12 protein-coding genes and 7 pseudogenes are annotated in these 14,282 nt (G+C 72.1%); 11 read left to right on the plus strand and 8 right to left on the minus strand.

The genetic code is table 11. The annotated features are described in order from the left end of the window. Positions 1-159 precede the first annotated feature (159 nt). A complete protein-coding gene (locus tag ACIF6L_RS28530; protein ID WP_396489722.1) occupies positions 160-1,119 on the plus strand; it encodes a pirin family protein in 960 nt (319 codons plus the stop codon). 284 nt (positions 1,120-1,403) lie between these two features. On the opposite strand, the gene ACIF6L_RS28535 is transcribed toward ACIF6L_RS28530, so the two are convergent. Together ACIF6L_RS28535 and ACIF6L_RS28540 are read right to left on the minus strand one after the other, a co-directional pair. After that, complete coding sequence (locus ACIF6L_RS28535; protein WP_396489724.1) at positions 1,404-2,297, minus strand: hypothetical protein; 894 nt, start codon at positions 2,295-2,297, stop codon at positions 1,404-1,406. A 91-nt stretch (positions 2,298-2,388) separates the two neighbouring features. Further along, complete coding sequence (locus ACIF6L_RS28540; protein ID WP_396489726.1) at positions 2,389-2,829, minus strand: hypothetical protein; 441 nt, start codon at positions 2,827-2,829, stop codon at positions 2,389-2,391. Between the two features lie 304 nt (positions 2,830-3,133). On the opposite strand from ACIF6L_RS28540, the pseudogene ACIF6L_RS28545 reads away from it, so the two are divergent. Beyond that, positions 3,134-3,436: pseudogene (locus tag ACIF6L_RS28545) on the plus strand (transposase); the annotation flags it as partial. A gap of 62 nt (positions 3,437-3,498) precedes the next feature. Here the strand turns inward: ACIF6L_RS28545 and ACIF6L_RS28550 are convergent. Continuing rightward, positions 3,499-3,713: pseudogene (locus tag ACIF6L_RS28550) on the minus strand (IS5/IS1182 family transposase); the annotation flags it as partial. On the opposite strand from ACIF6L_RS28550, the pseudogene ACIF6L_RS28555 reads away from it, so the two are divergent. Both ACIF6L_RS28555 and ACIF6L_RS28560 read left to right on the plus strand, forming a co-directional pair. Beyond that, positions 3,700-3,812: pseudogene (locus ACIF6L_RS28555) on the plus strand (IS5/IS1182 family transposase); the annotation flags it as partial. The pseudogenes ACIF6L_RS28550 and ACIF6L_RS28555 overlap by 14 nt on opposite strands. 51 nt (positions 3,813-3,863) lie before the next feature. Continuing rightward, positions 3,864-4,388, plus strand: coding sequence for an AAA family ATPase (locus tag ACIF6L_RS28560; protein WP_396489728.1), 525 nt, complete (start codon positions 3,864-3,866; stop codon positions 4,386-4,388). A gap of 171 nt (positions 4,389-4,559) precedes the next feature. Here ACIF6L_RS28560 and ACIF6L_RS28565 read toward each other — a convergent pair whose 3' ends face one another. From ACIF6L_RS28565 to ACIF6L_RS28575, 3 genes and pseudogenes are all read right to left on the minus strand, one after another. After that, on the minus strand, positions 4,560-4,934 hold the full coding sequence (locus ACIF6L_RS28565) for a hypothetical protein (RefSeq protein WP_396489730.1): 375 nt from the start codon (positions 4,932-4,934) through the stop codon (positions 4,560-4,562). A 76-nt stretch (positions 4,935-5,010) separates the two neighbouring features. After that, positions 5,011-5,301: pseudogene (locus tag ACIF6L_RS28570) on the minus strand (NADPH-dependent FMN reductase); the annotation flags it as partial. A gap of 73 nt (positions 5,302-5,374) precedes the next feature. After that, positions 5,375-6,760 carry a tannase/feruloyl esterase family alpha/beta hydrolase gene (locus ACIF6L_RS28575; protein WP_396489732.1) on the minus strand — a complete coding sequence of 462 codons (1,386 nt, stop codon included), beginning with the start codon at positions 6,758-6,760 and terminating at the stop codon, positions 5,375-5,377. 703 nt (positions 6,761-7,463) lie between these two features. Here ACIF6L_RS28575 and ACIF6L_RS28580 point away from each other — a divergent pair. From ACIF6L_RS28580 to ACIF6L_RS28590, 3 genes and pseudogenes are all read left to right on the plus strand, one after another. Further along, positions 7,464-7,775 (plus strand): annotated as a pseudogene (locus tag ACIF6L_RS28580) (histidine kinase); the annotation flags it as partial. 199 nt (positions 7,776-7,974) lie between these two features. Beyond that, complete coding sequence (locus ACIF6L_RS28585; RefSeq protein ID WP_396489839.1) at positions 7,975-8,226, plus strand: sensor histidine kinase; 252 nt, start codon at positions 7,975-7,977, stop codon at positions 8,224-8,226. Further along, positions 8,223-8,918: a response regulator gene (locus tag ACIF6L_RS28590; protein ID WP_396489734.1), complete on the plus strand. Its 696-nt coding sequence runs from the start codon at positions 8,223-8,225 to the stop codon at positions 8,916-8,918. Before ACIF6L_RS28585 ends, ACIF6L_RS28590 begins: the two co-directional genes overlap by 4 nt. Before the next feature lie 243 nt (positions 8,919-9,161). On the opposite strand, the gene speB is transcribed toward ACIF6L_RS28590, so the two are convergent. Both speB and ACIF6L_RS28600 read right to left on the minus strand, forming a co-directional pair. Further along, positions 9,162-10,253 (minus strand): agmatinase, encoded by a 1,092-nt coding sequence (gene speB / locus ACIF6L_RS28595; protein WP_396489735.1) that lies wholly within the window; start codon positions 10,251-10,253, stop codon positions 9,162-9,164. A 275-nt stretch (positions 10,254-10,528) separates the two neighbouring features. Beyond that, complete coding sequence (locus tag ACIF6L_RS28600; protein ID WP_359836544.1) at positions 10,529-11,686, minus strand: FAD-dependent monooxygenase; 1,158 nt, start codon at positions 11,684-11,686, stop codon at positions 10,529-10,531. Between the two features lie 87 nt (positions 11,687-11,773). On the opposite strand from ACIF6L_RS28600, the gene ACIF6L_RS28605 reads away from it, so the two are divergent. From ACIF6L_RS28605 to ACIF6L_RS28620, 4 genes and pseudogenes are all read left to right on the plus strand, one after another. Beyond that, complete coding sequence (locus ACIF6L_RS28605) at positions 11,774-12,331, plus strand: TetR/AcrR family transcriptional regulator (protein WP_396489737.1); 558 nt, start codon at positions 11,774-11,776, stop codon at positions 12,329-12,331. A gap of 27 nt (positions 12,332-12,358) precedes the next feature. Next, positions 12,359-12,589 (plus strand): annotated as a pseudogene (locus tag ACIF6L_RS28610) (hypothetical protein); the annotation flags it as partial. A gap of 51 nt (positions 12,590-12,640) precedes the next feature. Next, positions 12,641-13,861, plus strand: coding sequence for a PP2C family protein-serine/threonine phosphatase (locus tag ACIF6L_RS28615; protein WP_396489739.1), 1,221 nt, complete (start codon positions 12,641-12,643; stop codon positions 13,859-13,861). Positions 13,862-13,917: 56 nt separating this feature from the next. Then, positions 13,918-14,238: pseudogene (locus ACIF6L_RS28620) on the plus strand (DNA topoisomerase IB); the annotation flags it as partial. Positions 14,239-14,282 lie beyond the last annotated feature (44 nt).

The raw sequence follows: 14,282 nt of genomic DNA on the forward strand, positions 1-14,282 counted from the left end.
GGGTGGCGGGCTGATCGGCTCACCGGGGGCCGGCCGTCCGGAGTGGGTGGAGTGGGTGGAGCGCCGTCCCCGCATGGTGGATGATCATTGTCGACGCCCCTCCGGCCCGGACCGCACGGCCCCGGCCGGCCCCGACCCGTACGGTGGTGGATCCGCGACATGAGCAACCTCGACCAGAAGCCCGCTCCGACCCCCTGCGGCGGCGAGTCCGGCGCCGGACCGGTCCGCGAACTGCTGACCGGACGCCAGGTCCCGCTGGGTGAGAGCACCGTCGTGCGCCGCCTGCTGCCCAGCCTCGGCCGCCGGATGGTCGGCGCCTGGTGCTTCGTCGACCACTACGGCCCGGACGACATCGCCGACGAGCCCGGCATGCAGGTCCCGCCGCACCCGCACATGGGCCTGCAGACGGTCAGCTGGCTCCACCAGGGCGAGGTCCTGCACCGCGACAGCCTCGGCAGCCTGCAGACCGTCCGCCCCTACGAGCTGGGCCTGATGACCTCCGGCCGTGCGATCTCCCACTCCGAGGAGTCCCCGCGCGCGCACGCCCGCTTCCTGGAGGGCGCCCAGCTCTGGGTCGCACTCCCGGACGCCCACCGGCACACCGCCCCCGCCTTCGAGCACCACGCCGACCTGCCCGTCGTCACCGCCCCCGGCCTGCGCGGCACCGTCATCCTGGGCAGCCTCGACACCGCGACCTCCCCCGGCACCGCCTACACCCCCCTGGTCGGCGCCGACCTCGCCCTGACCGAGGGCGCCGACCTCAAGCTCCCCCTGGAGCCCGGCTTCGAGTACGCCGTGCTCGCCATGTCCGGCAGCGTCGACGTCGACGGCGTCCGCGTCGAACCGGGCTCCATGCTCTACCTCGGCACCGACCGCCGCGAACTCCCCCTCCTGGCCCGCACCGACGCCGCTGTCCTCCTCCTCGGCGGCGAGCCCTTCGAGGAGAAGCTGGTCATGTGGTGGAACTTCATCGGCCGATCCGGTGAGGAGATCCTCCAGGCGCGCAACGACTGGGAGAAGAGCTCGCGGTTCGGCGAGGTCCACGGCTACGACGGCGCCCGCCTTCGTGCGCCCTCGCTTCCCGACATCCCGCTGAAGGCGCGGGGTCGCGTGCGCTGACCTGCGGAAAGGTCGGGACGGACCGGGTCGTCGGCCCTTACAGGTCCGGATGCCGGCCGGCCGGGCCTCTGTGAGGCCGTTCCGTTCTGGGTGAACGAGCCATCCGTGGTCGATGGCGAGTCTCACGTATGGCCAGGTGTGGGTCTGCTCGGATCAACGCTGACCTTTGCTGACCTTAATGACCAGTCTCACCGAAGATTGACCGACGGGGGCCTGTCTCAGCGAAATGGCCGGGGCAGTCGGACGTGTGGTCCGTCCGCCCCGTGATCCCCGGCCGTGCGGGGTCAGGCGATGTCGGCGTACCAGATCCGGCTCGGCGGGCCCGTCTCGTCGGAGTCGGGGTAGCGCCTGGGCATCCCGGGCCTCAGCACGGGGCGCAGCAGCCGCCACGTTCGCTCGATCGCCTCGCCGGTGAAGCCGTCGAATTCCGGCGTGACCTGGAGCAGCACGGCGCCCTCGCGCAGGGTTTCGACGCGGTGGAAGTCACCGGCCGTGGCGATCCCGTCCGCACCGCCGAGCTGCTGGGCGATCTCGCGCGGGATCACCATCAGCCACTCGTACCCGCGCAGCAGCCGCCGAGAGTCTGGCAGCGTCCACCTGGGCAGAGGCGGGCCGACCCGCTCCTCGTGCTCGGTGCGGCCCAGCGTGAGGGCGTAGCCGATCTGGGCGTAGCACGGGTCCACCTCCTGTGAGAAGTCCCGCAGCAGGTCCGTCCAGCGCGCCTGGGCGGCTGGCCCGAAGCGGTCCTCGGGTGTGTGCACGCTGAGCCTGACCCAGTCCTCGGCACCGTCATCGCGCGCGACGCCCACCCGCAGGAGCTGCTCACCTGGCATGCCCTCGTTGTCCAACCGGTAGACCGCGGTCTCGGCCAACTGCACGTCCAAGGCCAGCCACTTGCGCAGCATCGGCAGGTTCTTACGGGTCAGCACCCGGGACCGGTTGGTGACCCGGCCTCGGCTGACACTGTTCACGCTGAGGAAGCCCCAGAGCGTCCCGGGCGGACCGCACGGCACTGCTCTATTGAGCGACTCCTCCACCTGTCCGGTGGAGTCGAGGAGCGCCTGGAAGGTCTCGCCCTCCAGCCGATCCGGGCATGCCGTGAGCCAGCGCCAGGCGAGATCGGCCAGTGCCTCGGCATCGCGGTACTCGGTGTCGATCTCGCATCGGATCTTGTGCATGCCGGCTCACCACTCCTTTCGGGAGAGCTGTCGGTCGATATCGGACAGCATCCTGGACATCCCGCGACGTCGTGACGTCCGAGCTGGGCGGTCAGTCCGCAGTGCAGCCCCAGTAGGCGATCTCGGCTGGTTCGCCATCGCGGTACAGCACCGTGCACCGGCCGACCCCACGCCCGACCGGGTCGAGCAGCCGGCGCCGCGCGGCGTCCCACAGTTCGCGCGAGGGCCGGCCGTCGGGGGCCCAACCGCGGATCTCCTCCTCGGTCAAGGGACGCAGCATGGCGAAGTCGTCACCTGCCTCGGCGTCGATCAGCGCGTAGAAGTCGAGCACCGTGCCGGTGCCTCCGGTCCCGATGTACTCCCGCCAGGCCTCGTCCTCCCACAGCTCGACGATGCTCCGCCCCGGAAAGCCGTGATCGTCCTCCGCCAACTCCTTCGCCTGAGCCTGACGGAACGCCGCCGCCAGATCCTCCTGGTACGGCCCGGTCGCCGCCCATTCATTGCCACCCACCGCGAAACCCTCCCTGGTCACCGTCTCTTCGCTGCGCCCACGTTAACCACTCCCGCTGACAGGGCCCGGATCGCCGACCTCGCCACGACCCGAACCAAGGCCGCCCCGACCCGCAGGTGACGAGGACCTGCCGGTCAAAGTTCGTTGAGACGGGTCGCTTACTGACGGCTCGTCAGGCGGCTGGCTTGGTGTTCTCGGGTGCCTCGGTGCACGGGATCTGTCGGCATGGGCTGTTTCGGTCAGCCCGAGGTGTCCGGGCTATGTGCTTGTCGGCAGTGATGCCGAGTAGATCCTCGCCATGCCGGCTTGGTCGGGTAGGCATCATGTCGGCCCCTCGCCCGTCGACCGTGCCCGCCCCGGCTCCAAACACCATGTGATCGTGGACCGTTGCGGCACGCCACCCACGGTGACGCTCACTGCGGGCAATCGCCACCACGTCACCCTGCTGCCGCCCCCGGTGGACGCGATACCACCGATCAGGAAACTGCGAGGACGCCCGCGGCGCCGGCCCCGGCGGCTGTTCACCGACCGCGGCTACGACTTCGACAGGTACCACCGCCCGCTGTGGAAGCGTGGCACCAAGCCGATGACCGCCCGACGCGGTGTCACCCACGTCTCCGGACTCGGGGCAAGGTGCGCCGGGCCGTGGAGCGGGCCTGGCGAAGGCGCGCTCCACGGCCCGGCGCACCTTGGCGAGGGGCCGACATGATCCCCCCTTTGAGGGCCCGGACGTGCGAGCCGTCCACGGCGCAGTCGTCCAGGTCCAGCGGGTCCGCGCGGCGCAGCTCGGTCAGCAACGCCCTGTGCGGGCGGGGCCAGACGCCGGCCTCGGTCCAGCCCCGCAACCGGCGCCAGGCCGTGACTCCGGAGCAGCCGACGGTCTGCGCGGGGACATCCCGCCGGCTCAAGCACTTCCGTGCCGTGGCCACGCGCTACGACAAGCGCGCCTTCGTCTTCCACGGCATGTCACCGTGGCCGCCATTCGCCGGGGGCTCAGCCCGTGATCTGGCGGAAAACGGTGGTTGCCTGAATGGCTTCTCTGCCACGATCCGGGTGTGACCACGTTGTTTCTGATGGTCGGCCTGCCCGGGGCCGGAAAGACCACGCGGGCTCGACAGCTCGCCACGGAGCACGGCGCGCTGCGCGTGACGCCCGACGACTGGATGATTCCCCTGTTCGGCGAGGCGGAGGTGGACGGGAAGCGCGACGTGCTGGAGGGACGCATGCTCTGGCTCGCCCTGGAGGCGGTCAAACTGGGCGCCAATGTCGTCGTGGACTACGGCTGCTGGTCACGGAACGAGCGGTCTGCGATCCGCTGGCTGGTGGAGGCCGAGGAGGCGTGCTTCCGCATGGTCTACCTGCCGGTGGCCGAGGAGACCCAACGCGCCCGTATCGCCCACCGCTGGGCGACCACCCCCGAGGAGACGTTGCCGATGTCCGAGGCCGACATCCTGCACGGGCGCACGCATTTTGAGGAGCCCGACGCGGCGGAGTTGGAGGGCCGCGGCGTCGCCGGCCCGCCGCCCGGCTGGGTCGACTGGCGGGAGTGGGCCGCCGACCGGTGGCCGTCGTTCGCGTGAGGGCTGCGGCTCACGGCAACTCAGCCGTACCGAGCGTGCCCGCACTGGCCGAATGATCCGCCGGACAGGACCCGGGCGGTCCGCGGGTCGAGGGCGAGCCGCACCGCCGAACGCCTGATCAACAGGCTGAAGACCTGGTGAAACGTCCTGAACGGCGAGGTTGGGCCTTGGTCACGCCGGAGGCTGCTGTTGACGGCTCATCCACTCTTCGACCGCCCGCTCGGTCACGGCGAGCTGGTCGGTCGGGCTGAACTGCAGGATCTCCGTCCCAGCGTCCGCGTACGGACGGTGTCCGGGCGGCTGGTAGAAGGCATCGCCGGCTTCGTAGACCTCCTCACCATCGCCGAAGACGTAGCGCATGCGCCCCGAGATCACATAGCCCCAGTGCGGACACTGGCACGCGCCTCCGGGCAGGGCCTGGAGCGGACCGTCAAGGTCGGAGTCGGCACCGAACGAGACGAACTCCACCGTGTAGCCGTTCATCTCCTCCCGCCGGTCGGTGACCGGACCGAATTCCTGAATGTTGGACGCCGTCTCCTTGGACATCTTCGGCATGATGGTCCTCCGCGGTGGGGGATTGACCGTTCGAGGTCATGTGCGGCCGCTGGGGCCGATCCGCTGATCAGCCTGTGGCCTCTCCCGGGGCTCGGCGAGCTGGGCTGCCATTCGGGTGGCTCAGCAGCCTCGCCCTGACTCCTTCCTCCCGCGGCCCGCCCACGCCCTGGACGACGACGTATCCGTCGAACTCGGCGAGTTCGGCGGCCCAGGCCCTGGTGTGCTCGCCCTGGTACTGGCCCATGGACGGCGGCAGGGGTTCGTCCATGTGGGGCAGCGGCCAGTCGGCGAGGTCGATCAGCTCGTACTCGGCTGCGGTGCGGGCGCCGGCGCGGTCGACCACCCAGTCGGCGACGGCCCTGCCCCTTGCCCCCGGCGCAGCAAGCGGGCGTCGGCCCCGAGGGGGACCGGCGCCCGCACGGCCCGGGTGGTCAGAGGGTGCAGCCGATTGTGGTGTTGCCGGTGGGCCTGGGCACGGTGTGGCCGGCCGGCGGGGTGGCGCCGTTCGTGGTCCATGCCACCAGGTCGTCGAAGGCGGCGTTGAAGCAGGGCTGCATCGGCCGGACGACCTTCGGCGCGAGGTCGTAGAAGCCGTCGGTGTGGGTGCCGTTCTCGATCCGGTAGTACCGGTGCTGGTCGCCGCGGCCGGCGTCGTTGACCATCCGGTCGTAGACGTCTCCGGTGCGGGTGATGGGGAGCAGGACGTCGTACGTGCCCTGGATGGTGATCAGTGGCCGGGTGATGCGGCCGGTCAGCGAGACCCGCTCGACCGCGTCGTGGACGCTGTCGGGCCGGGAGGCGTAGTCGTAGTCGGTGTCGCAGCCGGCGCCCGTCCCTTCGTGGCAGAGCGGAGTGCCGCCCTGGGTGGCGCCGTCGTAGTCGGGGTCGAGCTCCTCGCGGATGGTGCGCTGCAGGGAGTCCCACAGCGTGTAGTAGTGGGCCTTCCACAGGTCCTCGGAGCCCTTGGGGTAGCCCTCTGCGTACATGGCCTCGGCCGCGCCGGGCTCGTGCCGCTCCCAGCGGGGGTAGGCGCGCAGCGCGGGAGGCAGGTTGGTCAGCAGGTTGGGCTCGTCCCGGGTGAGCAGCAGGCCGTTCCAGTCGATACCGCCCGTGTACAGCTCCGGGAAGTGCTCGATCTGCCAGCGCACCAGGTAGCCGGCGGCGGAGAGGCCGGCGGCGTACGTCCGGGTGGGCGCCTTGCCGTAGTGCTTGGCGGCCACCTGCTTCGCGGCGACGGTCAGCTGGGCGACCCGCAGGTGCCACTCCATGATCGCGTCGCCCGGCTTGTCACCGTCCTTGTACAGCTCGGGGCCGGTGTTGCCCTTGTCGGTGGCCGCGTAGGCGAAGCCCCGGGCGAGGACCTGGTCACTGATGATCTGGTCGTTCGCGTACTGCCGCCGGGTGCCGGGCGGGCCGGCGACGACCAGGCCGCCGTTCCAGTGCTCGGGCAGCCGGATCACGAACTGGCTGTCGTGGTTCCAGCCGTTGTTGGTGTTGGTGGTGGAGGTGTCGGGGAAGTAGCCGTCGAGCTGGATGCCGGGCACGTGCGAGGGGTTGACCGTGTTCAGTGCCTGGAGCTTGTCGTAGTCCTCGCGCTTGGTGAGGCCGAGGGGTTCGGTGCCGGTCGTGGTCAGGTCGTCCAGACAGTGGCTGACCAGGCGCTCCGCGCCGGGGACGCGCAGCCGCTGCCCTTCGCAGGCCGGTCGGGCGACGCTCGCCCCAGCTGCGGGGAGGAGGCCGACCGCCAGGAGGGCTGGTACGAGGGCGACGAGCGGGCGCCAACGCTGGCTGTTCGGGCGGGAATTCGGGATGGACACGGGTCCGGCTCTCCTCGGGGTGGGTGGTGCGTTCATCGGGACAGCCAGACCGTAGGCCGCACGGCCGGGCGCCGAGGAGTGCCGGACGGCCACTCCTCCCCGTCGTTCGGCGCCCCGTCGTGGCCACCCCCTGCCGATCGGCACATGACCTGTGGCCACACCTCCGGCCGGCCCTGCATCCGCCCGCCGCGGTCCCGTATCGTCCCTGGTGAAGCGCTACGTGAAGGGGGAACCGATGGCCTCGCCGCCGTCCGCCGTGCCGTGGATTCCGCCCGTGCTGTACACGGCGGTCCTGGCCGGTGGGACCTACCACGCCGCCGTGTCGGACGGCCCCGTGCGCGTGGGCCGCGTCGCGGGGTTCGTGGCGGGGCTGCTTCTGCTCCTCGCCCTCGAAGCCGTCGAACGCCGCCGCTGGTCGGCGGGCACGCCCGCCCATCCGGCGGCGGCCCTGCTGGCCGCCCGCCTCGCGCTGTTCTCGGCCGTCGCCGTGCTGGACGGGTCGGGTGTCTCGCGCGCCCTGTTCGTCCTGGTGCCGTTCGCCGCCTACCTCGCCTTCGGCCGCCGGGCCGGACTGGCCTGCGGCGCGGGCTGCGTCGCCCTGCTGGTCACTGGCTACACGTTGTGGGTGCCACGGTGGTGGGTGCGGGCGGAGTACGTCTCCGACTTGCTGATGTTCGGCCTGGGGCTGGGGCTGGCGGGGTCGATGGCAGCCGTCGCCGTGCGGGAGCTGCAGGCGCGGGCGCGGCTGGAAGGCGTCCTGGCCGAGCTGGAGGACTCCCACGCGCGGCTGTCCGAGTACGCCCTTCAGGTGGCGGAGCTGTCCACCGCCGACGAACGCAACCGGGTCGCCCGGGAGATCCACGACAGCCTGGGGCACCATCTCACCGCCGTCGCCATCCAGTTGGAGAAGGCCGAGGCATTCCGCGAGCTGGACCCGCAGGCCTCGGCCAAAGCGGTGTCGGACGCCCGCTGGTCCGCCGGACGCGCTCTCACGGAGGTCCGCGAGTCCGTGAGCGCCCTGCGCGACGCCCGGCCCTTCTCCCTCACCCGCGCGCTCGCCGATCTGGTCCGCCACCTCGGCGACGACCACCTGACCGTGACCCTCCACGTCACCGGGGACGAGGCCGGGTACGACGCCGAAACGCTCACCGCCCTGTACCGGGCCGCCCCAGGAGGCACTCACCAACGCCCACCGGCACGGGCGGGCGAGCCGCATCGACGTCACCGCCGCCTACGGGGAGTCCACCGCCCGGCTGGTCGTCGCCGACAACGGACGGGGCTTCACCACCGCGCCGGCCGGGCGTCCGAGCGGCACCGGCTTCGGGATCCGCGGCATGCGTGAGCGGGTCGAACTCCTCGGCGGACGCGTCGACATCGACGCCTGCCCGGCGCCCCGCCCGGCCGGCGGAGCAGTGGTCACCGTCACCGTCCCACGCTGCCCGCTGGTCTCGGGGAGCATCGGATGAGCGGCCCCGAGGATCCCGGTGTGCCGGTGCGCGTCCTGGTGGTCGACGACCAGGAGCTCGTCCGGGAGGGGATCGCCTCCCTGCTGGGCATCCAACCGGGCATCACCGTCGTCGCCACCGCGTCCGACGGCCGGCAGGCCGTCGTGGAAGCCGTCACCCACCGGCCGGACGTCGCCCTGGTCGACGTCCGGATGCCCGGCACGGACGGCATCGACACCGCCGCCGTCCTCGCCACCCGGGTGCCCTCCTGCCGGGTCGTCATGCTGACCACCTTCGACGACCAGGACTACGTCGCCCGCGCGCTCCGGGCCGGCGCCGTCGGCTACCTGCTCAAGAACCTCCCCTCCGCCGAACTCGCCCGCTCCGTACGCCTCGTCCACGCCGGTGTCGCCCAGCTCGACACCTCGGTGGTGACCCGCCTCGCAGCCACCCTGACCGCTCCCGGTCCGGCGGTCCCGGCCCCGGATCCGGCACCCGGACCCCAGGGCCCTCGCCCGACCGAGGCGCTGACCGCACGCGAGGTGGATGTGCTGCGCCTGATCGCGGGCGGCTCGACCAACCGGGAGATCGCCTCCCGGCTCTTCCTCAGCGAGGGCACCGTCAAGAACCACATCTCCCGCATCCTCGGCCGCCTGGACCTGCGCGACCGCACCCAGGCCGCCCTGTATGCACGTGACCACGGCCTGCTCTGAACGACGCCGCTCGGAGGAACCGATCGGCATCCGTCCGGTCAGACCCTGCACCACGCAGCCGGCCCGATCAGTGGCCGAGTAGGTCCGGAAGGTCGACGACCGAGAACAGCACGAGGCGGGCGGATTCGGCCGTCGGCCGGCACCTGATCAGCCGCAAGCCCGAGGCCCCCGCCCACCACGGCTGCGCGCGGGTGTGCCGGACGGCAGCGCACCAGGTGTCCCACCGTTCCGGCAGGCGGTCCGCTACTGGCCGTCACCCGCAGTGTGCGTGTGGCCGTGTACCTGGCCGTTGTCGATACGCGCGAGTTGTTCGTCGGCCACTCGTCCATGCAACAGCGGTTCGCGGCGGTCCCAGGCGGTGCCGTCGCGTTGATCCTTGCGACGCCGCGCGATCGCCGAGAGAGCCTCCAGCACAACCCGGTTGCCCAACAGCGCCGTGACATCGGCATGGTCGAACGGGGGCGAGACCTCAACAAGGTCGAGACCGACCACGGGCAGTTCGTAGCAGAGGCGGCGCACCGCGTCGAGCAGTTGACGTGGGGTCAGGCCACCCGGCTCGGGAGTGCCCGTGCCGGGAGCGGAGCCGGGATCGACAACGTCGACGTCCACGGAGAGGAACACGCCGTCGCAGTCATCGAGTGCGATCTCGGATGCCTCCGTCAGGCACGCGTCCAGGCCGCGTTCGACGATCTCCGTCATCTCGAAGGAGCGGAGTCTGTGCTGCGCCATCCATTCCAGGACCGGTTCATCGGGCCAGTAGCCCCGGAGTCCGATCTGGAGGAATCGGTCGCCTCGGAGCGCACCGGACTCGACGAGGCGACGCATCGGTGTGCCATGGGCGATGAGCGACCCGAACTGGATGTCGCCGGTGTCGGCGTGGGCATCGAAGTGGATCATCGAAACCCTGCCGAAGCCGAGGTGCCGGGCGACGCCGGTGTGATCGGGCCAGGCGATGGTGTGGTCGCCGCCGAGGACGATCGGGACGGCTCCGGACGACGCGATCTTGAACACCGCAGCTTCGATCTGCTTGACCGCGTTGGCGATGTCGCCGCTGTACAGGGAGACGTCACCCGCGTCGTACACCTTCAAGTCCTTCAAGCCGTCGACGCGTAGCGCGAGGCTGGGCCGCGAACCGTCCTGCGCGAGGTAGCAAGCCTGCCGGACGGCGGACGGGCCGAAACGGGCACCGGAGCGATACGACGTGCCGCCGTCCAGCGGCGCGCCGAGGATCACGACGTCCGCGTCGGCGTAGGTGGCTGGATCGTCCAGGTCGCAGGCGTCCACGCCAAGGAAGGTGATCCGGGGCCCGAACATGGTGAAGGGCGGACTGGGCACGGGCTGCCTCCAGACGCCGCTAGGGGGGATCCGATATGTCATCGAAAGCTATTCCAGGTACGCGTGGAACGGCCTGTTTCCCTGGGCCGTCCGGGAGCCGGCACGTCGACAAGGGTGTTTGGGGCCGGGAGGCGGGCGAGGCGGGCGAGGCGGGTTGCGGTCAGGGGGCCTCGGGAACCCGTTCCCCGCGGAGGCGCACCGGCGGATGATCGCCCAGGTGGCAGCGCCGCACCTGGCGCCGACACCGGTCGCGGACGGTTCGGGCACCGGTGCGGTCAGCGCAGACTCGGCGGAGCCCAGTCGGCATGCCGCAGGATGGCCCGGACGGTCACCCTGGAGGGGACCAGCCGGAGTCCCGTGTTGCGCACGGCCACAGCCAGAGGGTGCGTCAGCTGCTGCCCCATCCGGCCGGCCTGGCGCGCCGCCCGGGCCACTGACTGGCTGCGTGGGCGGCGCACCGCGTCGTAGCGGGTCAGTGCTGATTCGACGCTGGGTTCGGTGGAGAGCGCAGCGGCCAGGGTGGCCGCGTCCTCCAGGGCCTGGCAGGCGCCCTGACCGAGGTTCGGGGTCATGGCGTGTGCGGCATCACCGAGCAGCGCGACCCGGCCCGCGGTGAAGGCGGGCAAGGGCGTTGCCAGTTCGCGGATGTCGTGGTGCAGGACTGCGTCCGGCCGGGTCGCGTCCAACAGTGCGGGGATCGGATCGTGCCAGCCGCCGAACCGGCGGCGCATCGCGGCCAGGGCGTCCCCATGCCGTGTGCCGGGCGGCGAGTTGAGCACCGCGTGCCATTCGGCCCGACCGTCTGTGAACGCGATGTGGCCGAACTCGGCGCCCTTTCCCCAGGTCAGTTCGAAGTCCGTACGCAACGGCACCGGATGCTCGGTGATGGCGCGCAGGACCGTGGATCCGCTGTAGACCGGGCCGGGATGGCCGGGGAACAGCTGGCCGCGCAGACGACTGTCCACTCCGTCGGCCGCCACGACCAGATCCGCGTCCAGGAGGCCTTCCTTGACCGGCACCCGCACCCGGCCGGGGTCCGAGCAGTCGACGGACATCACCTCGGCCCCGATGACCAGGCACTCGGGAGGCAGGGCCTCGCGCAGCAGGCGGTGCAGCACGGCCCGTGGGATGCCGACGATCGGCGTGCCCAGTTCGCGCTCCAGTACGGCTCCGTCCATCCGAGCCAGCCATCCGCCGCCGGGAGCGCGGGTGCCTCCGGTGTACTGCGGCCGCGCGGCCGCGCGTACTGCTTCGCCGACGCCGAGGACGTCCAGCGCGCGGATGCCGTTGGCGTGCAGGGAAATGCCCGCGCCCACGTCAGCCAGGACCCGAGCCCGTTCGACGACCGTCACCTCCCAGCCGATCCGGCGCAGGCCGATCGCCGCGGCCAGCCCGCCGATGCCTCCTCCGACCACCACTGTCCTGCCGCCCATCCCCAGCCCCTCTCCTGCCGCCTTGCCGCGTGTTTCTACAGGTGTAGAAGGAGCGTATCCCGGGTCCTACAGGTGTAGAAATAGGGGGTGCCCGATGATCGACGTACCGTTCTTGCCGACACGGCCATCGCAGTGCTCGCCGACACCGGGATGCGAGGACTGACCCACCGCGCGGTGGACCGGGCGGCGGGCCTGCCGCCCGGCACCACCTCCGCCTACTACCGCACCCGCCAGGCACTTCTCACCGCACTGGTCCGGCGCTTGGTCGTCCTCGATCAGACGGAACTCCAGGACATCGGGAGCCGGACACCGGTACCGCGCAGTGCCGAGGAACTGGTGACCGGGATCGCCGCTTTCCTCGACCGGCGACTCACGGGAGAGGGGCGGCGGCGCTCCCTCGCGCGCTACGCGTGCGCCATCGAGAGCGTCCATCACCCCGAGCTGCGGGAGATCCTCGTGCCGCGCGCGAACGCGGGGCGACAGGTCGTGTGCGACTTCCTGACCGCGCGAGGCATCGCGGATGCCGAGAGCCGTACCGTCACGTTGCTGACGTGCATCGACGGGTTGGTCTTCGACCGCCTGGTGACTGGCGGAAGTGTGTCCGACGCGGAGATCCACGGGCTGGTGGCGGCGGCTCTGCGATAACCCGCGTCGGGCGGGAAGCGATCTGTGGCCGATGCCGTGCGCACCGCGTACCCGGAGGGCCGGTCCATCGCCGCCCTCGCCCGCGAGTACGACGTCAGCCGCGGCGCCATCCGCACGGCCGTCGCCGACCTCCTGCCCGACCCTGATGCGAAGGTGGCGATCGCTCGTCGGAGTAGCCGGGACCGCGACGGCGGGCGGTGCGACGCGGGCCCCGCCGCCCTGTTCCGGCCCCCGGCTGCGGCGTACCGTCGGTGGTGAGGGCCGGCACGGTGCGCCGCGGCGTGCGGTGGGCACTGCGGAGGTGACCGGATGGGCGTCGGCGGGCCGGGTGCGGGTGAGGCGCCGTACAGGGGCGACGCCTTGCTCGGGGCGGTGCTGGCGCGGGTGCTGGAGGCCTCGCACCGGATCGCACCGCAGGAACTCCCCGGCCTGGTGACCGGTGCGGCGCGGTCGCTGGGCCTGGGATCGGCGGAGGTCTACCTGGCCGACCTCCAGCAGCGGGTCCTGGTGCCGTTGCCCGATCCGGAGCTGCGCGAGCCGCCGGAGGCACTGGACGTGGACAGCACGCTGGCGGGCCGCGCCTACCGCACGGCGCTGACGGAGACGGCCGCCGGGCCGCCGGAGGTGGGCTGGGTGCCGCTGGTCGACGGCATCGAGCGCGTCGGCGTGCTGCGCGTCGGCGTGCACGTCCGCCCCGGGCCGGTGCTGGAACGGGCCCTCGCGCTGGCCTCGCTGGCCACGCTGCTGCTCGTGTCGAAGTCCACCTTCGGCGACGTTCTGGTGCGTACGGTCCGAACCCGCCCGATGAGCCTGCAGTCGGAGCTGCTGTGGGCGTTCGTACCCCCGCGCACCGTCGGGACCAGGCGCGTCACCTCCAGTGCCGTCCTGGAGCCCGCGTACGAGGTCGCGGGAGACGCCTTCGACCACAGCCTGGCCGACGACCTCCTCCACCTCACCGTGGTCGACGCGATGGGGCACGACCTCGCCTCCGGCGGGGCGAGCGCCGTCGCCCTCGCGGCCTGCCGCTCGACCCGCCGCGCGGACGGCACCCTCGCGGACATCGCGGAGGCGATCGACACCACGCTGACCCGCTGGATCCCGGACCGGCTGCTGACGGCGGTGATCGCGGACCTCGACACCGTCACCGGGCGCCTGTCCTGGGTCAACTGCGGCCACCCGCCGCCGCTGCTGATCCGCGCGGGCCGTGTCGTGCCCGGCGCGCTGGAGCGCCAGGCGCACCCCCCGCTCGGCATCGGTGGGCACCAGCGGCCGGTGCCCGTCCACCAGGCCCGTCTGCAGCCGGGTGACCGCATCCTGGTCCACACCGACGGCGTCACCGAGGCCCGCTCGGCCGCCGGCCAGCTGTTCGGCGAGCAGCGCCTCATCGACACCGTCGTCCGCGCCACCGCCGGCGGCCACCCCGCGCCCGAGGCCCTGCGCCGGCTCATGCACGCCCTCCTGGCCCACCGCGACCACCGCCTGCGCGACGACGCCACCGTCGTGCTCGTCGAATGGCACCCCGACCGGTGACCGCGCGCCGCCCGCGGCACTCGGCCGCGGGCGGCCGACCCGCGCCTGGCACGGACGGCACGGACCTGACCGCCAAGGACTTCCGGACGTGGAACGCCACGGTCCTGGCCGCCGTGGGCCTGGCCGTCTCCGAGCCGGCGGTCGGGGAGTCGCCGGCCCGACGGCGCCGCGCCGCCGCCCGGGTGGTGCGCGAGGTCGCCGACTACCTGGGCAACACCCCGGCCGTGTGCCGCGCCTCCTACATCAACCCGCGGTTGATCGAGCTCTACGACGAGGGCCGGACGATCGCCGTGGCCCTCGACGGCCTCGGGGCGGCGGGAGGTCCGGTCGCCACCCACGGGCCGGTTGAGGACGCCGTCCGGGACCTGCTCGGGTAGGGCCGGGGGCGGTGGGTGGACCGCCCCCGGCCCGGATACCGCCC

The sequence above is a fragment of the Kitasatospora sp. NPDC086009 genome (assembly GCF_044540385.1).
Taxonomy (GTDB): domain Bacteria; phylum Actinomycetota; class Actinomycetes; order Streptomycetales; family Streptomycetaceae; genus Kitasatospora.